Here is a 19,386-nt window from a genome sequence, read left to right as displayed (position 1 = left end):
CACCGGGGCCCGGCCGACCGCCCGGGAGGGGGACGGGACATGCCTGACGGAACGGGAAACGAAACGAGGAACAGCGAGATCCGGACAGCTGCCATCGGGCAGCGCTTCGTGGACGCGCTGAACGAGGGACTGGCGAGGTCGATGGCGCTACGGGCCCGGACGCGGCCCGGACGGCCCTCCGGCGGCGGGGAACTGCCCGATCCCTACGCGGCCGCGGTGCTCCGGCGCTTCGCCGCCTGCCTGCCGGCCGCCCTCGCCCGCCAAGGCCGTGACGACGCCGCGGCGCGGTCCGCGGCGGTGCGCCGTGCCCGGGAGCTGCTGACGGAGGCGTTCGGGCTCGTCGCGCCGGAGCGGGGCCGGGTCCCGCCTTGCGGTCCGGACGCGGAACCACCGCTCCCGGGCGATGAGTTCGTCGTCGCCCTGCTGCTGGAGTGCGCGGTGCTGGTGGGGCTGGAGCAGGGGACGTTCGAGGACTCCCGGCTCCGGCCGGCCGCGCTGCTTCGCGCCCTCGGCGGGTCGGTGCGGGAAACCTCGCTGACCGGCGGGCCTGTCAGACTTCAGCCATGACCAGTGATCTTCTTGCGGGAAAAGTAGTTCTCGTCACGGGGGCGAGCAGTGGGATAGGCGCGGCATCGGCGAGGGTGTTCGCCCGTGAAGGCGCGACGGTGGTGTTGACCGCCCGGAGGGAGGACCGGCTGGCCGCGCTCGTCGAGGAACTGCGCGGTGAGGGTGCCGAAGCCGCGTACGTGGTCGGTGACATGTCCCTCTCCCAGGACGCGGCCAAGGCGGTCGACTTCGCCGTGGGCGAGTACGGGCGGCTCGACTCGGCGTTCAACAACGCGGGAATCGGCGGCGACCGCACCCCGCTGCACCTCATGTCGGACGAGGTGTACGACAGCATCATGGACATCAACGTCCGGGGCGTCTTCAACTGCCTGCGGCACGAGATCGCGGCGATGCTGGCGACCGGCGGCGGCTCGATCGTCAACAACAGCAGCGTGGGCGGCCTGGTGGCCATCCCCACCGCGGCTCCCTACATCGCCTCCAAGCACGCGGTCATCGGTTTCACCCGGGCCGCGGCCGACGAGTACGCCAAGCAGGGCATCCGCGTGAACGCGGTGGCCCCCGGAACCACGCGCAGCGAGATCACCACCGATTGGTTCGGACGCAACCCCGGCCTCGAAAAACTCGCCAACTCGCTGACGCCTCAGGGGCGTACGGCGGAGCCCGAGGAGATCGCCGCCGCGGCCGCCTGGCTGCTCAGCGACCGCTGCCCGTTCCTGACGGGCACCGTCCTGCCGGTGGACGGCGGATTCGTCAACCAGTGACCTGTTGACCCGGTGACCCGGTGACCCGGTGACCCGGTGACCCCGTGTGTCCGGGCGGGCGGATGCCCGCCCGGACACACGCGGGATTCAGCGCGTCTTGCCGTCGAGATCGACCGTGAACGCGGTCTCCCCGTCCTGGACCCCCCGGACCCGGACGCGTAACCCGTCCGGGGCGGGCGCGGGGAGGAGCTCGGCCTCGATCCAGCAGGGCCGGTCGAACTCGACGTAGCGTGCGTAGCGGGTGGAGACCCGGGTGGGTGCGAACGGAGCCGGGGCGACGAGCGCGTGCGCCGCCTGGTGCGCCGCCTCCAGCAGGACGAGCCCCGGCACGTGGTCGACCGGGTGGTCGAAGAGAAGGGTGTTGGCAACGACGTTGCGCAGCAGCCACCGGTCCGGTGCGACGGCGGGCGACAGGACCACGTCGGCGGTGTCGTGCCGCCCGACGAGCCCAGGGGCGACGGGGGCCGGAACCGGCCGGTCGTCCCAGGTGGCACTGGCGTACTCGCCCCGCAGGCGCCGGTAGGCCGGCGGCGATATCCAGCCGAACTCGGAATCCACCCGTGCCACGGTGACGTCCCCGTGCAGGATGCGCAGGCGCACGCGCAGGGGGTTGGGATTCCTCCAGCCGCGCTTCGGCCGCGCCACGTCGAGCTCGACGCGCAGGGCCGAGGTCCGGTCGGCAGGAGCCCGGAAGCCCGGTGGGATGGTGACGTCCAGGGTGTTGAGCACCGTCTGGTGGTTCAGCGGGACGTCGTACTCGGCGTGGGCTATGACCAGACCGCTCTGCCGGATGGTCTGGGCGAGGATGCGCGGATCGTAGGGCAGGCCCCCTTGGACGGCGGGCCACTTGATGTTCAGGGTGAAGGCGTGCGCCCCGCTGCGTTCCCAGTCGACGACGAGTATCGACTCGTCGCGCCGCAGGTGCGTGTACGCACCCAGAGGAGACGCCCGCCCAAGGCAAGAGCTCGGCTGTTGATGGTTCGAATGACGCGGTGCAACGGCTATTTCCGACAAGGCCCCCCGGCCCCCCTGTCTCTGCAGTTGTAGATGCGCTGTTAAAGTACCGGCTCTCCGGTCGGTATTGGCCAGAGGTAAATGTGAGTTCAAGCACTAGTAAAGGGAGCGTCATGGAGGCGCGAGTTGGCTAGGCAGGAGCGTGCGGTGCGCACGCGCAGGGTGATCCTCGAGACCGCTGCCGAGATGTTCAACGAACTGGGCTACGACGCGACCACCATCGGTGGGCTCATCGAGCGCATCCAACTCACGCGAGGCGGGCTGTACTTCCACTTCACCTCCAAGGAGCAGCTGGCGCGGGCCGTGCTCGACGAGGCGGTGACCCTGGTGGGGGTCGCCCCGCAGACGTTCAAGCTGCAGGAGTGGGTGGACGCGGCGCTGCTCCTGGCCTACCGCCTGCCCCGGGAGCCGGTGCTCAGCGCCTCCATCAGGCTGTCCGTCGACCCCAAGGCCCGCAGCCTGTTCGGCACCCGGTGGCCCGACTGGATCGTGGTGGGGGGCGAGCTGCTGAACGACGCCAAGGAGCGGGGCGAGCTGTTGCCTCACGTCGATCCGGACGAGACGGCCCGGCTGCTCGTCGGTGCGTGGACCGGAGTGCAGCTGATCACGGAGACGCTGCCGGACCGCGACCTGTCCGAAGAGATCTCCAGCCTGCTGGCGCTGCTGCTGCCCAACATCGCCTGCGCCGGCGTCCTGGCGAAACTGGACACCTCCCCTTACCGCGCCGAGCGGTTGCTCGCGGCGGCCCCGTCGGTTTCGTGACCGAACCCGTGCGAGAGTCCGTCGGCGGGCGGCTCTCCCCGGTCCGAGAGGTGCCCCTGTATAAAGAAACCGGATGACTGACCTCTATTGGGGACATCGCATCGTGGGGGGTCCATGAACCGGAACGTTCGCCGCCATGACGGCACAGGGGAAGAGCGGCCCTCGCACCCCCTGCTGGAAGCGGAGCTCAGCGCCCACTTGTTCGGCTCGCTGCACCGCGCCGACCAGCGCCTCAAGGCGGAACAGTACGTCCGCGGCCTGCTGGCGCTGCCTGGGCGCAAGACGCTGCGCAACATCGCCGGCCAGTTCGACGGGGCGGCGGCGCAGCAGAGCGTGCACCACTTCATCACCACGTCGCCGTGGGGCTGGATGCCCATCCGCCAGGCCCTGGCCCGGCACGTCCAGCGGACGCTGGCGCCGGAGGCCTGGGTCATCAGGTCCACGGTGATTCCCAAGGTCGGCCCGCACTCGATCGGTGTCGACCAGCAGTACCTGCCTCATCTGGGGCAGGCCGTCAACGGCCAGCGGGCGCTGGGGACCTGGCTGGCCTCGGGGCGCTCCGCCGTGCCCGTCGACTGGCGGCTGCGGCTCAGCGACCGCTGGCTGGCGGATCCGCTGCGACGGCGGGCCGGCATCCCCTCGGACGTCACCGCCGGGAGCCTGGAGGCGTGCGTGCGCGAGTCGGTGGCCCAGGTCGTCGTCGCCACCGGGGTCCGGGCCGGCCCCGTCGTGGTGGACGTCGAAGGTGTCGACGCGGTGGGCCTGGCCCGCCATCTGTCGGCCGCGGGCCTGGCCCATCTCGTACGGGTGGCAGCCGAGACCCCACTGCGCCTGGACCGCGGCAGGCTGCCCAAGTACGGCGATCGGGGGCGGACGGCGGGAGAGCTCGCCGCGGCGTTGACCCGCCTCAGGCACCGGGTCAACCCGGGGGACGGGCCGACGATGGCGGCGACGATCCCCGTGCTCGCGCCGCCCGGCGGAAGGGCGGACGGCATGCTGCTCGTGGGGGAGTGGCGCGCCGGCGCGGCGGATCCGCGGCTGTGGCTGACGGGCGGCGACGCGTGGCTGACGGGCGCCGACGCCCCTTCGCCGGCGACGCTGCTGCGGCTCACCAGGCTGCCGTCCGTGGTGGCCCGCGACTTCGCCGCCATCTCGGAGGGCGTGGGCATGAAGGACTTCGCGGGGCGTTCGTTCCCCGGATGGCACCGTCATATCACCCTGGCTTCGGTGGCCCATCATGCCGCCGCCATGCGGGGCGCGAGGCTGTCGCCGCCCGAGGTCTGAGGCCGAGGTCTGAGGCCGGGGGTCGGCCGGGCCAATTTAACCTACCTACCGTCCGGTAATATGACACTCTCCCTCTTTGGCGTGGTGCCCTGACGGCCCCGGTTCCTTACCGTCGGGATCACCACTCAGCACCGTCGCGGGGGCGGGGGCGCCGGAAACAGGAGCGTGCGTAGTGCGGTTCAACCTCATAGGACCCTTCGAGCTCGTGACCGATGACAACCGGACGCACGCTCCGAAGGCACCCAAGATGTGCCAGATGCTGGCGGTGCTGGCGCTGCAGCCGCGCGAGGCCGTGGGCACCGACACGCTCGTCAGGGAACTGTGGGGCGAGGACGCGCCGGGCAACGCGATCCGGACCCTGCAGACGCACGTCTACCACGCGCGCGGGATGCTCGACGACGCCCGGGCGGACGCCTCGGCACGCGCGCTGCTGGTGACCCAAGCGCCCGGTTACCGCCTGGACATCGACGACGACGAGGTCGACGTGCTCGTCTTCGAGCGCTGCGTGCGCCGGGCCCAGTGGGAGCTCACGCAGGGATCCCCGGAAGCGGCGGCGAAGCACCTCGGGCGCGCCCAGGCTCTGTGGCGCGGGCCCATGCTGGGCAACGTGTCCGTCGGAGGGGTGCTCACCGGGCGCATCGCCCACCTCGAAGAACTCCGGATCCGCGCCCTTGAGTTGCGCGTGGAGACCGAGAACCGGCTGGGCCGCTACCGGGAGTTCCTCCCGGAGCTGCGCGCCCTGGTCAACGACCACCCGCTGCACGAATGGTTCCACGGCCAGCTCATCTCGGCCCTGCACCGCGCGGGCCGCCGCGGCGAGGCCCTGCAGGCCTACCAGAACCTGTACACCATCCTCAAGCGCGAGCTGGGCCTGGAGCCCTCCGCGGAACTGCGGCGCTTGCAGGCCGAGATCCTGCACGTGGACGACCGCGACGCGGTGCGGCGCAGGACCCGCAAGGGCGCCGCGTCCGACTCCGCCGTCGCCTCGCTGTGGGTGAACGCGGTCGCCAGCTGACCGGCCCCGCGCGCCGATCCCCCCTGCCGCCCAGGCAACCCGCGTCGGGCCGGAGCCGTCCTGCTGGGCAGCGGGCGAGCCCGGCAGCACCGGCCGGCAGGCTCGGTTCGCGGTGGTTCGGGCCGTTTCGGGGGTGGTTCACGGACAAGTCGGCCGCCCTCGCATCGGCCTCGGCGGCGCCTTGACATGATCGGGGACCACGCCGGGGGCGATGGCGACTACAGGGGGCGGAATGACGGCAGGGGTGCGGTTCTCGTTGCTGGGGCCGATGCGGGCGTACCGGGGGGACCAGCCGCTCGGCACGGGGACGCCACAGCAGCAGGCCATGCTGGCGGTGCTGCTGCTGAGGTCGGGGCACGGGGCCGGGCTGGCGGAGCTCGTCGACGCGCTGTGGGGCGAGGAGCCGCCGAACGCGGCCGTGACCACCCTGCGGACGTACGCCTGGCGGTGGCGGAAGGTGCTCGCGGAGCCCGGGGTGCTCGTCTCGGTCGGCGACGGGTACCGGCTGGTGCTGCCGAAGCCGTTCCTCGACGTGCAGGAGGCCGAGGAACTCGCCGCCCGGGCCGCAGTCGAACGGGCCGCGGGGCGCCGGGAGGCCGCCGCCAAGCTGCTGCGGGAGGCGCTCGGGCTGTGGCAGGGGGAGCCGCTCGCCGCCCTGCCCGGGCCGTTCGCCGAGCGGCAGCGCTCCCGCCTGGAGGAGCTGCGGCTCAGTCTCTTGGAGGACCGCCTGGAGCTGGACATCGAGTCGGGCGGTGAGGCGGCGGCCGTGCCCGACCTGCGGCTGCTGACCTCCGAACACCCGCTGCGGGAGCGCCCCGTCGCGCTGCTGATGCGGGCCCTGTGCCGCACCGGCCGGCAGGCCGACGCCCTGAACGTGTTCCGCACCGCCCGCCAGGAGCTGATCAGCGAGATCGGGCTGGAACCGGGGCCGGAGCTGGTCGAGCTGCACCAGCGCATCCTGAACGGCGAGGGTGAGAGGGAGCCGGTCCACCCCGTCGCGCTCGCTCCCGCGGCCGAGTCCGCCGAGCCCGCCGAGCCCGCCGAGCCGGAGGCGGCGACCGTGCCCGCGCAGACGCCCGGCGCGCCCGCCGACTTCACCGGCCGGGCCGCCCTCGTACGGAGCCTCGTCGAGGCCCTGACCCCGGCGGCCGGCGACGGCGGGCCGGCCGTCGCGCTGATCTGCGGCATGGGCGGCGTCGGCAAGACCGCCCTCGCCCTCCACACCGCCGACCGGGTACGCGACCGCTTCCCCGACGGCCAGCTGTACGCCGACCTGCGCGGCACCGACGCCCACGACCCCTGCGACCCCGGCCACGTGCTGGCCGGCTTCCTCGGCGCCCTCGGGGTCACCGCGGACGGCCTTCCCGCCGACGCCGAGGGCCGGGCGGCGCTGTTCCGGTCGATGACCGCCGGCCGACGGCTGCTGGTCGTCCTCGACAACGCGCGCGACGCCGCCCAGGTACGCCCACTGCTGCCCGGCCCGGGCCAGTGCGCCGTCCTGGTCACCAGCCGGCCCCGGCTGGCCGCGCTGCCCGCCCGCCACCAGGTCGACCTGGACGTCTTCGACCTCCCCGAGGCGCTGGAACTGTTCGGCCGGGTGATCGGCCCCGACCGGCTGGCCGCCGAGCCCGACACCGCCCGCGACCTCGTCGCCACCTGCGGGTTCCTGCCGCTGGCCGTCCGTATCGTGGCCGCGCGGCTCGCCGCCCGCCCCCGCTGGACGGTCGCCCTGCTCGCCACCCGGCTGGCCGACGAGCGGCGCCGCCTGAACGAGCTGCGCGTCGGCGACCTGGCCATCGCCCCCGTCTTCGAGCTCGGCTACCGCCAGCTCTCCGCCGAACAGGCCCGCGCCTTCCGGGTGCTGGCCTGCCTGGACGGGCCCGGCATCGGCCTCGCCTCCGCCGCGGCGGCGCTCGGCGCCGACGAGTTCCACGTGGAGGAGGTACTGGAGTCCCTGGTGGACGTGGCGATGCTGGAGTCGCCCACCCCCGGGCGGTACCGCTTCCACGACCTGCTGCGCGACTTCGGCCGGCAGTGCGCCGAGGCCGACCGCGCCGAGGTGTGCGAGGCCCTCCACCGGCTCCTGGACCACCTGCTCGCCACCGCGTGCGCCGCGTTCCGGCACGCCGTACCGGGTGATCCCGTCGCGGGGGCGCTGGGCCCGCTGCGTACGGCCCCGCCGTCCTTCACCGGGCTGGGGCCCGCCCGGGCCTGGGCGCTGACCGAGTCGGAGACCGCGCTCGCACTGGCGGCGCAGCTCGCGGCCGCGGCCGACCCCGGCACCGCGGCCGACGCCGGTTCCGCCGCCGACGCGGGCCCCGCGGCCGCCGACACCGCCGCCCGGTCCGGCCTGCGCGCCGCCATCGACCTGCTGATCGCCCTGAGCCCCTTCCACCAGGACACCCGCTACGGCCAGCTCGCCCCCACCGGACAGCTGCTCGCCGAGGCCGCGGCCCGCCGCGGCGACCGCAAGGCCGAGGGCCGGGCCCGTTTCCTGTGCGGGACGATCGCGCTCAAGGACACCCGGCTCACGGAGGCCGAGACCGAGGCCCGGCTCGCCGTACTGGCCTGCCGCGAGGCCGGCGACACCGTCGTTCTGCGCCAGGCCCTCAACGACCTCGGCCTCGTCGCCCAGTTCCTGCGCCGCTTCGACGAGGCGATCGCCTGCTTCGACGAGGCCATCGCGCTGGCCAGGGAACTCGACCACCGTTCCGGCGAGTACGCCACGACGGTCAACGCGGCCCTCGCCCGGGTGCGCAGCGGCCGCGCCCACGAGGCCGTCCCGGCCTGCGAGGCCGTACTGCCCGGGCTGCGGGAGATGGACGACCGGCACGGCATCTGTTACGCCCTCTACGTCCTCGGGCTCGCGCTGCACGCCACGGGACGGTACGAGGAGGCCATCGTGCGGTACGGCGAATGTCTGGCCGTCGCCGGGCCCGCGGGGATCCGGCAGCGGGTGGCGCACGCCCGGTACCGGATGGCCGACACGCTGCGCGCGGTGGGCCGGCACGAGGAGGCCCAGGAGCAGGCGGAGGCGGCGCTGCTGCTGTGCGAGGACCTCGGCTCCGACCGGGACAGCGGGCACGCGCTGGTGGTGCTCGGCCGGACGCTGGCCGAACGCGGCCGCGCCGGGGAGGCCAGGAGCCGGCTGCTCAGCGCGTCGGCGCTGTTCGCCCGGCTCGGCCTGCCGGACGTGGCGGACGTGGAGGAACTGCTGGCCGGGCTGCCCGCCTGAGCCGCGGCGCGGCCGGTCAGGAGCCGGTGCTGTTCCAGTTGCCTTCCTGGAGGTCCTGCGGGGGTGCCAGGTCGCCGAGCTGCTCACTGATGTACGGCGGCGGCGGCGGTGCGTCGGCGCTCGCCGCGCCGGCCCCGGCCAGTACGAGACCCAGGGCCAGGCCGCCCGCCGCGAGGAGGGCACGGCTCCGGCGGACGAGGGCGGAACGGGCTGCCGAGGCGGGCTTCTGCGTACTGGTCATGTCGATCAGTCCTTCTTCGGAAGAGCGTGGTCGGGACAAGTATCCGAAGGCCGCGTCTATTTCGGATCAACGCCGGATCAACGCCCGAAATCCCTGGTCAGGACCCGTCCAGTAGCTGCGTGCGGACCAGCCGGGCATACAGCTCGTCTCCCGCGAGCAGCTCCCGGTGCGTCCCCGTCGCGCGCGCCCGCCCGCCCTCCAGGACCACGATCCGGCGGGCTTCGGTGACAGTGGACAGCCGGTGCGCGATCACCACGACCGTCGTCTGGCGGGCGATGTCCGCGACGGCGTCGCGCAGGGCCCGCTCGTTCTCGGCGTCCAGCTGCGAGGTCGCCTCGTCCAGCAGCAGCAGCCGGGGCCGGCGCAGCAGGGCGCGCGCGATGGCCACGCGCTGGCGCTGACCGCCCGACAAGGCCGTGCCCCGGTGCCCGAGTTCGGTGTCCAGGCCGGCGGGCAGCCGCTCCACGAGCCCGTCGAGCCGGGTCAGCCCCAGGACGGCCCGCAGCTGCGCGGGCGAGGCGGCGGGCGCGGACTGGAGCAGGTTGTCCCGCAGGGTGCCGGACAGCACCGGGGCGTCCTGTTCCACGTACCCGATGGTGGCCCGCAGTTCGGTCAGCGGCCAGTCCCGTACGTCGCGCCCGTCGAGCAGGATCCGGCCCGAGGAGGGCTCGTAGAACCGCTCCAGCAGGGCGAACACGGTGCTCTTGCCGGCGCCGGACGGGCCGACGAGCGCGGTGAGCCCGCCCGCCGGGACGTCGAGCGAGAGGCCGTCCAGGACGGTGGTGTCCCGGCCCGGGTACCCGAAGGAGACGTCGCGCACCTCCAGCGCGAGCGGTGGGTCCGGTGTCGCGGGACCGGGCCGCGCAGCCCGGTCGGTGACCGGTTCGACGGCCAGCGACTCGATCTCGTGGATGCGCAGGGCGGCGGCGGAACCCCGCTGGACCAGCCCCGCGCTCCCGGCGAGCTGGGTGAGCAGCGGGCCGATGAACAGGACGTAGAAGAGGAAGGCGACCAGCGCCGACATGGTCATCCGCCCGGTGGCCACCCGTGTCCCGCCCAGGCCGAGCACGGTGAGGAAGGCCAGCCGTACGGAGAGCCCCGAGGCGACCTCGACGGCCGCCTCCCAGCCGACCGCGTGCACCCCGCTGCGCCAGGCCCGGCGGGCGGCCGCGCGGGCGGCCTCGGTCTCCTGCCCCTCCAGGCCGTTCGCCTTGACGGTACGGAAGGCACCGAGCGCGCGTTCCAGGGTGGCCCCGAGCTCGCCGGTGACCTGCTGGGAGCGGCGGGCCGCCCGGCCGATCCGGGGCAGGGTGAGCGAGCCGACCCCGCAGACGGTGCCGAGCACGGCGACGGTGGCGCCGGCCAGCACCGGGTCGAGCAGGAACATCGCGGCCAGGCCGCCGAGCACCATCAGCGTCGAGTTGGCGCAGACCGCGAGGGCCTGTCCGGCAGCCGCCCGGAGCTGGACGGTGTCGGAGGTCAGCCGGGCGACCAGGTCGCCGGGGCGCTGGCGGTCCATGTCGGCCACCGGCAGCCGCAGCACCCGGGCGGCGAGGCGCTCGCGGGTGGTGCGCACGACGCCCTCGGCCGTCCGCTCCAACAGGTACGAGCCGGCCGCCGTGATCAGTACGGCGGCCAGCACCAGGGCGCCCAGGCCGATCGCTGAGGCGGTCGGCGAACCGCCCGCGACCAGCCGGTCGATGAGGGCCTTGGCGGCCATCGGCTCGGCGAGGCCGGCCAGCCCGCCGAGCAGCCCGAGCCCCGCGCCCGCCGCGAGCCGACCCCGGTGCGGGCGCAGATGCCGAGTCAGCAGCAGCCGCAACCCGGACGCCGACCCGGGCGCCGGCGCGGGCCCGGGCGTCGGCGCGGGTTCGGGCGCGGGTTCGGCTTCGTGGCCGGGCGCGAGGTCAGGCGCGGATCCGGGCCCGGGCGTCGTGCGACGCTCGGCCCCCGGCGTGCCGAGCAGGGCTTCGGCGCCGCCGCTCATGCGGCGCTCGCCGCCGGGTCCCGCGGTGACCCGAGCCGCGCGGCCAGCGCCGCGATCCCCGGGTCCCCGCCGAGCCCGGGCACCGCGCCCTCGGCGAGCTGCGCGCGGCGCGCGTGGTCCAGCAGGGCCGCGGCGGTCAGCTCCGGCAGCCGGGTCCGGAACCGCTCCAGCAGCAGCTCGGCGGCCGCGTGCAGGGCGGCCTCGTCCAACGGGCGGGCCGGCAGCGGCAGCCCGTCCAGCAACAGGCGCTGCAACGAGGCGAACAGCTGCTGGGTGCCCACCTCCCGGATCGTGAGGGAGAGGTGTGAGGAGAGTCCCTCGCTGCCCACCGCCTCGTGGGCGAAGCCCCGGGGGATGTACAGCACCTCCCCCGGGCCCAGGGTGTCCGCGAGCAGGGCCGGGCCCCCGTCGGCGACCTCGCCCGGACCCCAGTCGGGGCCGGTGGGGCCGCCGCGGACCGTCCAGCGCTTGCTGCCGGTGCCCTGGAGCAGCAGCACGTCGGCGTCGTCGCGGTGCAGGTCCAGGCCCTGCGCGCCCGGCGGGGTGACGAAGGCGAACGCCTCGACACGGCGGCCGAGTTCGCCCTCCAGGCGGCGGGTCAGCGCCCGCGTCGCCGGATGCCAGTGCTCGACGTTGCGCAGCACCAGGGTGGCGCCCTCGGCGAGCAGCTCCCGTACCCGGTCCGGGTCGGCGTACCCGGGGGTGGTGACCCCCGCGACGGTGCGGGCCCGGGTGTAGCGGGAGGAGTGCACCGGGTCGCCCGCCCGGGCGAGTTCGAGGTGCGGCACGCGCAGCAGCCCGCCCGCGACGGCCGCGTCGATCTCCTCCAGGGAGAGCGGGGCGGCCGGTCCGGCGTCGGCGCCGGGCCGGAAGACGGCGGGAGCGGAACGCCAGTGGCGGTCGAGGAAGGCGTCCGTGTCGCCCACCCAGCGGGTGAGTTCGTCCCGGCGCATGGGGCCTCTTCTCTGTGTCGGCATGATGCGGATCCGTGGGTCAGGCCAGCAGCAGCGCGCGGTCCCAGCGGGTCGCGGGCGCGCTGTCCGAGGCGAAGGTGTGCAGGGCGAGCGCCGCCCCGGCGGCGCCGGTGAGGAAACCGCCCGGGTGCTCGTCGGGCGGGCGCTCGCCCGGGGCGGTGGCGAAGGCGAACGGCGCGTCCTCGTCGACGAGTTCCAGCAGCCGGGCGGCCAGCCGCGGCAGGTGCGCCGCGAGTTCGGGGTCGCCGCTGTCGCGGGCGGTGCGCCAGGTGATCTGGAGCAGCCCGGCCAGCCCGTGGCAGAGCCCGGCCTCGGCCGTCTGCGCCAGGTCGGCGCGGACCAGCGCGGCCCGCAGCGCCCCGACGGCGGCCTCCTGCCAGTGCGGCACCTCCAGGGCGAGGCCCGCCAGCTGCAGGGCCCGGGCGATGCCCGGGGTCCCGTAGCACCAGGAGGGCCGGCCGGGCTCCGGCTGCGCGGGCCCCAGGGACACCTGGCCGGGCCACCAGGAGCCGGCGTCGTCCGCGCGGCGCCGGGCGAGGAGCCATTCGGCGAGGCCGGTGATCGCGGCCCGCTGGCCGGGCACCCGTACCCCCTGCCGCCAGGCGAGGGCCAGCAGCGCCAGCGGGCCGGGCACGCCGTGGGCCATGCCCAGGTTGGCGTGCCCGTCCGCCGGGGCCACCGGGCGGTACGAGGCGCCGTCGAGCGCCACCCACCAGCCGGGCAGCATCCGGTCGGGGGCGGGCACGGGCCTGCCGAGCGCCCCCAGCGCCCGCAGCACCCGCCCGAGCGCGGCCTCGGCCGGTCGGCCCACCTCCAGCAGATGCGCCCCGAGCCCGCTCTGCCCGCTGATCACGTCGTACGCGGTGAAACTCGTGAACCCGCAGGCGCCGCCGGGGTTCTCGCCGAGGCGGCGTTCCTCGCGGGCGGCGCGGGCGTTCGCCAGTTCGGCCACCTGGTCGCGCAGGTGGGCGCGGGCCGTGCTCTGCGCGCCCGGGCCGGCCGCCGCCCGGTGCAGGGCGAACGACAGCGCGGCCAGCGGCCCGTACAGCCCCTGCGGGCCGGGGGCCGGCGCCTTCCCGGCGAGCGCGGTGAGCGCGGCGGCGCGCCGTACCCACCGCTGGGCGGCGTCCCGGTGGGCCGCGTCCGTGCGCGCCAGCTCGGCGTGGAGCAGCGTGATGCCCGGCGCGCCGTCGCTGAGGCTCGCCGCGCGGAACGCGGACACGTCCGGATGCTCCGCCGCCCCGGGGTGCGCGAGCCGCCGGGCGACGCTCGCCACGGCGGCGGCGGCCCGCCCGCGCAGGGCGTCGTCCCCCGCGCGCTCACGCCTGCGCCCGCGCTCGGTCGAGGCGGCTGCGCAGCGCCACGGCGGCCAGGGCGAAGGAGCGCTCCTCGGCGGGGCGGTCGATGCCGGTCAGCCGGTTGTGGTGCATGTGCAGCAGCGCGTCCAACGGCCCCGGGCCGGAGCCGACTTCCCGCAGCAGCGCCCCGTACCCGGCCAGGGCGGGCGCGCGCCGCTCCCAGCAGGCCAGCAGCGCCGGGCCGCCGGGCAGGGCGCGCAGCTGACGCCAGCCGCCGAGCGGGTCGGCCAGCTCGCGGGCCAGGTCCTTGGCGGCGCGCGCGGGCTCGGCGGCCCCGGGCGGCGCCGCGCGCTCGACGAGGTGGCGCACGCCCTGTGCCGTACCGGCGAGGCGGCAGGCCAGGTCGATGTACCCGAGGGCGGTCAGCACGGTCCGGTCCAGGGTCAGTTCGCGGCGCTCCAGCAGCGCGGCCTGCTCCAGGCAGGCGACGCTGTCGGCGTGGAAGGCGCGCTCGGCGGCGGCCGCCGCGCCGGGCCCCCCGTAGCGTTCGAGTTCGGGTTCGTAGGTGTCCAGGACCAGCCGGCCCCCGAGCCCGTCGGCGGCGAGCCGGTCCGACCAGGCGCTCAGCCGGGGCAGCAGCTCCCCGGTGAGCACGGCGGGGTCGCCGTGGAAGCGCAGCCGCAGATGGGCGTCCGGGTCGACGTAGCGGAGGTAGAACCAGCGGTCGACCGCCCCGGGCAGCTGCTCCAGCAGTTGCGGCAGCCGGCGTGCGAGGATCTCGTCCTGGCGCTCGGCCGAGCCGTACACCTTCGCGTACAGCCACCGCGAGCCGGGAGCGTGGGCGGTACGGGCGCGCCGGGGCGCGGGCGCGGCAACCGGCCGCAGGGCCGGAGCGGCGGCCGCCGCCCGGACCAGCGGGAACGCGATCTCGTTGACCCGGCCCGCGGCCCCCTGCGGCTCCACACCGTCGGCCAGCCACCCCCACCCGTGCCCGCAGCTCACCGGCAGCTCCTGGAGGGCGCCGCCGGGCCGGCGCAGCCACTCGTCGCGCAGCAGCGCGCGGTGGAAGGGCCGCCGCAGGTCGAGGGCGATGCGGTTGTCCCCGTTGACGCTCTCGACCCGGTCGGGCACCCGCCACCGGGAGCGCCAGGCGTCGAAGAGCCGCTCCCAGTCGCCCGGGGCGGTGGTCCGGTCCTGGAGCGCCGGGTCTGTCGGGCGCCAGCGGGCCAGGGCGAGCACGGTGCGGCCGCGCCGCACCCTCGGCAGGTAGGGCAGGGTGTCGGCGGTGCCCCAGCGCCAGCGCGGCCAGGCCGGGAGGCCGTTCTCGGTCACCTCGTGCAGGAACCGGGCCGCGTTCGGCGCGTGCCAGACCGTCGCGAGCATGCTGGGGACGACGGGGACGACCTCGCGGCCCAGCCGGGGCGCGACCACGGCGAGCCGGTGCACGTCGGCGACGACGGCCAGGTCGGACACGCCCAGGTCGCTGCCGCCACCGCTGCCGCCACCGTCTGCGCCGTCACCGCCGTCACCCCGGTCCGCGAACGCGCCCAGGGTGAGGGTGTGCTCCAGGCGGCGCGGGACCAGCGCCACGTTGGCGGTCGCGCCGCGCGGCGGCGGGAACCGCAGCTGCGCGGCGACGGCGCCCGGCGCGCCCCCGGGCACCCGCCGGACCAGCTCGGTGACGTCGGCGTCGTCGGCGCCCAGCACGGACCCGAAGCGTCCGGCGTGCGCGCCGGCCGTACGCGCCCCACCGGTGACGACCAGCCGGAAGTCCCCGTCGGCGAGGGCCTCGGGGGTGTCGGCGAGCAGCTGCGCCAGGATCTCGAAGGAGGGCGGTGGCACCGGGGCACCGCCCCCGCGACCACCCCCGCCACCGTCCCCGGCCAGCCGCGCCAGCAGTACGTCGTCCAGCACGATCTCCCGCTCACCGCTCAGCGAAGCCTCCTGGGCGAGCTCGGTCAGCAGCCGGTCCTGCTCCTGCGGCCCGGTCGGGTCGGCCGGCCCGCCGCGCAGGGTCCGCGCGGTGGCGGGCAGCCGGTACCCGGCCGGACCGCCGAGGCCGGTGTCCGGATCGAGGAGTTCCTTGAGCGGTACGGAGCGTCCGGCGCCGTAGCGTTCCAGGAAGTCCTCGTGGTACTGGCGCAGATGGGCCGGCCCCGGCCGTGCGGAGGCCAGCCGCCACAGGGCCTCGGCGGCCCGCTCCACCTCGGCGCGCACGACGTCCGGCAGCCGGACGTCCACGTCGAGCCCGAGGTCCACCTGGAGCAGCTGATCGGCGGGGTGCAGGCCGGCCATCCGGCGGCGCGCGGAATCCCGCACCGCGAGCCCGGAGCCCAGCGGGGCCGCCGCGTACGCGTCCAACTCACCGTGAATCACGGCTAGTTCGTCGGCGATCCGCCTCACGTCTTCGGGCAGCGGCTCACCCTCCCGCGCCAGCAGCCCCCGTACGTGACCCAGCGGATCGGCGCCGTCCAGCGGCGGGCGCAGCTCCGTCAGCAGCACCTCGGAGCCGATCAGGTCAACGAGCAACCGCTCCACGGTGGCCGCGGCCGCCCCGGGGTACGCGGCGAGGAGCTCGGCGAGCAGGTCCCCGAACCGCACGGGCGCGGCGGCGCGTTCGGCCACGCGCCGCACCACCTCGCCCGCCCGCACGGAGACCTCCTGGGCGGCCGGCCGGACGCCGGCCCCGGGCGCCGGGACGTAGGGGACGACCAGCCGGTCGCCCCGTACGAAGCACAGGTCGTTGGTGACGACGCGCAGCGGCCGCAGGACGGCGGGCTCCCGCTCCAGGGCGGCCACCACCTCGGTCAGCCAGCCCATGTCGGGCCGGACGGCCTTGCGGTGGCGCTCGCCCCAGCCGACCTTGGCCGTCTCGGCGAAGCCGATCGCGGCGACCCCGGCCATCGTCCCGAACGGCGTGGCCCGGCCGGACATCCGCAGCCGGTAGCGGGCCAGTGCCCGTACGGCGCGGCGCAGTTGCTTGACGCGGACCGGCTCCCCGGCGAGCACCGCGTCGAGGGTACGGCTCAGCGACGGGCTCGCCAGCGAGACCGCCTCCAGGAGCCGGGTGTCGGCCGCGGCGGCCCGGAGCCGGGCCCGCAGGTCCGCCTCCCGGTCGCCGGGCTCGTCCGGCTCGGTGCCGGCGGGCTCCGGCGGCCGGGGCGCGGCCCGGAACAGCAGGGTGTCGGCGCAACGGAACGTCGACGGATCAGGGGTGTCACCGCCCGGGTGGGGTGCGGGTGCCGCCACGGGGAGCCTCCAGGAAAGAGCCGGGGAACAAGTGAGGCGGCCCGAGGGCGGGCCGCCTCACCAGTGGGTACTGCTGGTACTTCAGGTTCTGCGGGACCGGTCCTTAGATGGTGGTCCGGCAGTAGTACGGCCAGGAGCCGGTCGCGGCCTGGGCGTCGGCCTGCTCGTCCTCGACGGGGGCGGCGATCTCGATGATGTCCAGCTCGAACAGCTCGTTGACGTTGGTCATGACGTCTCCTCGTTTCGCGGTGTGCCCCCGTCTCCGGCGGCGTCCTCCGGGCTTGTCCCCGGCGGCATGTGAGAACCGTACGAAGCCCGGAACGACGTACGTTCGACGCGGGATCGACGCCGGATCAACGTCGTTCGCGGCGAGTCTCAGGCCGTCATCGGGACGTCGTACGCCGTGACCGGCGCGGGCAGTTCGGTGGTCCCGGTGAGGTAGCGGTCGACTGCGGCGGCCGCCGACCGGCCCTCGGCGATGGCCCACACCACCAGGGACTGGCCCCGTCCCGCGTCGCCCGCGACGAACACCCCCGAGGACCGGGGGCCGCCGAGGGCCGCGAACCCGGCGCTACGGGCGAAGGCGCCGCGGGCGTCCCGGGTCAGGCCGAGCCCGTCGGCCAGACCACCGGCGTGCTCAGGGCCGCTGAAACCGAGCGCCAGCAGGACCAGCCCGGCCGGCAGGACGCGCTCGCTGTTGCCGCGCGGCCGCCGGGTCACCGGTTCCACGGCGGTCAGCCGCAGGGCCCGCACCCGGCCCGCCGCGTCGCCCTCGAAGCGCAGGGTGGCGCTGGCGAACAGCCGGGGGTCGCGTCCCTCGCGGCCGCGCGCCTCCTCGTGGGCGTGGGAGATCCGGTAGACCTTGGGGTACACCGGCCACGGCTGGTGGTCCGGCCGGCTCTCGCCGGGCAGCGGGTTGATGTCCAGCTGGACCACGGAGAGCGCGCCCTGCCGCAGCGCGGTGCCCAGGCAGTCCGAGCCGGTGTCCCCGCCGCCGACGATCACCACGTGCCGCCCCTCGGCGCTGACCGGGGACACTGGGTAGTCCCCTTCCTGGACCCGGTTCGCGCAGGTCAGGTACTCCATGGCCGGGTGGATGCCGTGGAGCTCCCGACCGGGTACGGGCAGCTCCCGGCCCTCCAGGGCGCCGACCGCGACGACCACGGCGTCGAACCGCCGGCGCAGCCGCGCCGCGTCCAGGGCCTCGCCGTCCTCCCCGGCCCGGCCCCCGACGTCCACCCCCGTACGGAAGACGGTCCCCTCCTCCCGCATCTGCCCGATCCGCAGCTCCAGCTGCGCCTTCTCCAGCTTGAACTCCGGTATCCCGTAGCGCAGCAGCCCGCCGAGGCGGTCGGAGCGCTCGTACACGGCGACGGTGTGCCCGGCGCGCGTCAGCTGCTGCGCGGCGGCCAGCCCGGCGGGGCCGGAGCCGATGACCGCGACGGTCTTCCCGCTGAGCCGCTCCGGGGGGCGCGGCGCGAGGTAGCCGCGGCGCAGGCCCTCGTCGGCGATGGCCTGCTCCACGTTCTTGATCGTCACCGGGTCCGCGTTGATCGACAGCACGCAGGCGTCCTCGCAGGGGGCCGGGCAGAGCCGGCCGGTCACCTCGGGGAAGTTGTTGGTGGCGTGCAGCCGGTCGTAGGCGGCGCGCCAGTTGCCGCGGGCCGCGTACGCGTTCCACTCGGGGATCAGGTTCCCCAGCGGGCACCCGCTGTGGCAGAAGGGCAGACCGCAGTCCATGCACCGGTCGGCCTGCTCGGAGACGAGCGGGAGCAGCGCCTGCCCCGCGTACACCTCCCGCCAGTCCGCGAGCCGCTCCACCACGGGCCGAGCGGGCACGGGACGCCGCGGGATCTTCATGAACCCGAACGGATCGGTCATGCGCCGCCTCCCTCTTCGCGCCGCCCGACCAGGCTACGCCGCACCTCCCGCCGGGTCCCGCCGTGCGGGATCCGCCCGGCCGGCCCGGGAACCGCGACCCCCGTCCCGCGGCGTCCACCAGGCATGATCCGGAACGTGATGCGCAGCGGGAGACGCGGGAGACGCGGGGGAGGCGGGGGGCGCGGGCGGCTCGTGGCCGCCCTGGCCGGGGGACTGGGCGCGGTGATGGTGCTGCACGCCTGGATACCCAACCGGCCCGGGAACCTCGGCAGCCTGGTCCAGACGCTGCTGCCCTGGACCGGCGCGGCCGTCGTGCCGCTGCTCGGCGCCGCGCTGGTGCGGCGCTCGCGGGTCGCGCTGGTCGCGGTGCTGGTGCCCGCGCTCGCGTGGGCCGTGCTGTTCGGGCCGGCTCTCCTCGCCGACCACCGCGCGCCCGCCGGCGCCGCCGCCGATCTCACCGCCGTCACCCACAACGCGGACGACGTGAACCCCGACCCCGCCGGGACCGCCCGGGCCCTCGCCGCCTCGGGCGCCGACCTCGTCGCCGTCCAGGAGCTCGTCGAGCCCGCGGCCGCCACGTACGCGCGGGTGCTCGCCGAGCGGTACCCGTACCACTACGTCCACGGCACCGTCGGGCTCTGGAGCCGGCACCCGCTGAGCGACACCCGCCCGCTGGCGGTCATGCCGCTGCCCCGCGCGCTGCGCGCCACCGCCGAGACCCCGCGGGGGCCCGTCACGGTGTACGTGGCCCACCTGCCCTCCGTGCGCGTGCGCGCGGCCGGGTTCACCGCGGGCCGGCGCAACGCGGCCGCGCTGCGCCTCGCCGAGGAGGTGCGCACCGGCCCGCCCGGCCGCACCCTGCTGCTCGGCGACCTCAACAGCACCACCCGCGACGACGCCGTGGCCCCGCTGCTCGGCGGCAACGGGCTGCGCTCGGCCCAGGAGGCGGCGGGCGCGGGCTACGGGTTCAGCTGGCCGGCCGCGTTCCCGGTGGCCCGGATCGACCAGATCCTGGTGCGCGGCCTGACACCGGTCTCCGCGTGGACCCTGCCGGCGACGGCCAGCGACCACCTCCCGGTGGCCGCCTCGTTCCGCTTCCGGTGACCGGCCCGCCGGCG

General features: G+C 75.7%; 15 protein-coding genes. 7 read left to right on the top strand and 8 right to left on the bottom strand.

The features are described from left to right. Nucleotides 1-39: 39 nt before the first annotated feature. The gene (locus OG982_RS11765; RefSeq protein WP_266787616.1) at nt 40-567 is read left to right on the top strand and encodes a hypothetical protein; all 528 of its coding nucleotides are present in this window, start codon (nt 40-42) and stop codon (nt 565-567) included. Beyond that, the gene (locus OG982_RS11760) at nt 564-1,328 is read left to right on the top strand and encodes an SDR family NAD(P)-dependent oxidoreductase (RefSeq protein ID WP_266948498.1); all 765 of its coding nucleotides are present in this window, start codon (nt 564-566) and stop codon (nt 1,326-1,328) included. Before OG982_RS11765 ends, OG982_RS11760 begins: the two co-directional genes overlap by 4 nt. An 87-nt stretch (nt 1,329-1,415) precedes the next feature. Here OG982_RS11760 and OG982_RS11755 read toward each other — a convergent pair whose 3' ends face one another. Further along, entirely contained in the window at nt 1,416-2,342 is a 927-nt protein-coding gene (locus tag OG982_RS11755) for a ScbA/BarX family gamma-butyrolactone biosynthesis protein (RefSeq protein WP_266948496.1), read from the bottom strand. Nucleotides 2,343-2,468: 126 nt separating this feature from the next. On the opposite strand from OG982_RS11755, the gene OG982_RS11750 reads away from it, so the two are divergent. The 4 genes from OG982_RS11750 (at nt 2,469) to OG982_RS11735 (ending at nt 8,638) form a co-directional block, all read left to right on the top strand. Beyond that, on the top strand, nt 2,469-3,104 hold the full coding sequence (locus tag OG982_RS11750; protein ID WP_266787622.1) for a ScbR family autoregulator-binding transcription factor: 636 nt from the start codon (nt 2,469-2,471) through the stop codon (nt 3,102-3,104). 114 nt (nt 3,105-3,218) lie between these two features. Further along, the gene (locus OG982_RS11745) at nt 3,219-4,388 is read left to right on the top strand and encodes a transposase (RefSeq protein ID WP_266948494.1); all 1,170 of its coding nucleotides are present in this window, start codon (nt 3,219-3,221) and stop codon (nt 4,386-4,388) included. A gap of 205 nt (nt 4,389-4,593) precedes the next feature. After that, complete coding sequence (locus OG982_RS11740) at nt 4,594-5,403, top strand: AfsR/SARP family transcriptional regulator (protein ID WP_266787624.1); 810 nt, start codon at nt 4,594-4,596, stop codon at nt 5,401-5,403. Between the two features lie 232 nt (nt 5,404-5,635). Continuing rightward, the gene (locus OG982_RS11735; protein ID WP_266787625.1) at nt 5,636-8,638 is read left to right on the top strand and encodes a BTAD domain-containing putative transcriptional regulator; all 3,003 of its coding nucleotides are present in this window, start codon (nt 5,636-5,638) and stop codon (nt 8,636-8,638) included. Nucleotides 8,639-8,654: 16 nt separating this feature from the next. On the opposite strand, the gene OG982_RS11730 is transcribed toward OG982_RS11735, so the two are convergent. The 7 genes from OG982_RS11730 to OG982_RS11700 form a co-directional block, all read right to left on the bottom strand. Beyond that, nucleotides 8,655-8,879 (bottom strand): hypothetical protein, encoded by a 225-nt coding sequence (locus OG982_RS11730; protein WP_266948492.1) that lies wholly within the window; start codon nt 8,877-8,879, stop codon nt 8,655-8,657. 97 nt (nt 8,880-8,976) lie between these two features. Continuing rightward, on the bottom strand, nt 8,977-10,866 hold the full coding sequence (locus tag OG982_RS11725; RefSeq protein ID WP_266948490.1) for an ABC transporter ATP-binding protein: 1,890 nt from the start codon (nt 10,864-10,866) through the stop codon (nt 8,977-8,979). Next, nucleotides 10,863-11,819 carry a cupin domain-containing protein gene (locus tag OG982_RS11720; RefSeq protein WP_266948489.1) on the bottom strand — a complete coding sequence of 319 codons (957 nt, stop codon included), beginning with the start codon at nt 11,817-11,819 and terminating at the stop codon, nt 10,863-10,865. The genes OG982_RS11725 and OG982_RS11720 overlap by 4 nt, the downstream gene beginning before the upstream one ends. A 40-nt stretch (nt 11,820-11,859) precedes the next feature. Further along, on the bottom strand, nt 11,860-13,062 hold the full coding sequence (locus tag OG982_RS11715) for a lanthionine synthetase C family protein (RefSeq protein WP_266948487.1): 1,203 nt from the start codon (nt 13,060-13,062) through the stop codon (nt 11,860-11,862). Between the two features lie 97 nt (nt 13,063-13,159). Further along, entirely contained in the window at nt 13,160-16,387 is a 3,228-nt protein-coding gene (locus tag OG982_RS11710) for a lantibiotic dehydratase (protein ID WP_266948486.1), read from the bottom strand. Nucleotides 16,388-16,490: 103 nt separating this feature from the next. Continuing rightward, a complete protein-coding gene (locus OG982_RS11705; RefSeq protein ID WP_266787633.1) occupies nt 16,491-16,616 on the bottom strand; it encodes a hypothetical protein in 126 nt (41 codons plus the stop codon). 146 nt (nt 16,617-16,762) lie between these two features. After that, nucleotides 16,763-18,268, bottom strand: a complete 1,506-nt coding sequence (locus OG982_RS11700) for a glutamate synthase subunit beta (RefSeq protein WP_266787635.1) — start codon at nt 18,266-18,268, stop codon at nt 16,763-16,765. A 192-nt stretch (nt 18,269-18,460) separates the two neighbouring features. On the opposite strand from OG982_RS11700, the gene OG982_RS11695 reads away from it, so the two are divergent. Then, nucleotides 18,461-19,372, top strand: coding sequence for an endonuclease/exonuclease/phosphatase family protein (locus OG982_RS11695; protein WP_266948485.1), 912 nt, complete (start codon nt 18,461-18,463; stop codon nt 19,370-19,372). The last annotated feature ends 14 nt before the right edge of the window (nt 19,373-19,386 follow it).

This window comes from Streptomyces sp. NBC_01551, assembly GCF_026339935.1.
In the GTDB taxonomy this organism is placed as follows: domain Bacteria; phylum Actinomycetota; class Actinomycetes; order Streptomycetales; family Streptomycetaceae; genus Streptomyces.
Note: the sequence above shows the minus strand (reverse complement) of the source record. Positions and strands in the feature narration are given on the sequence as shown.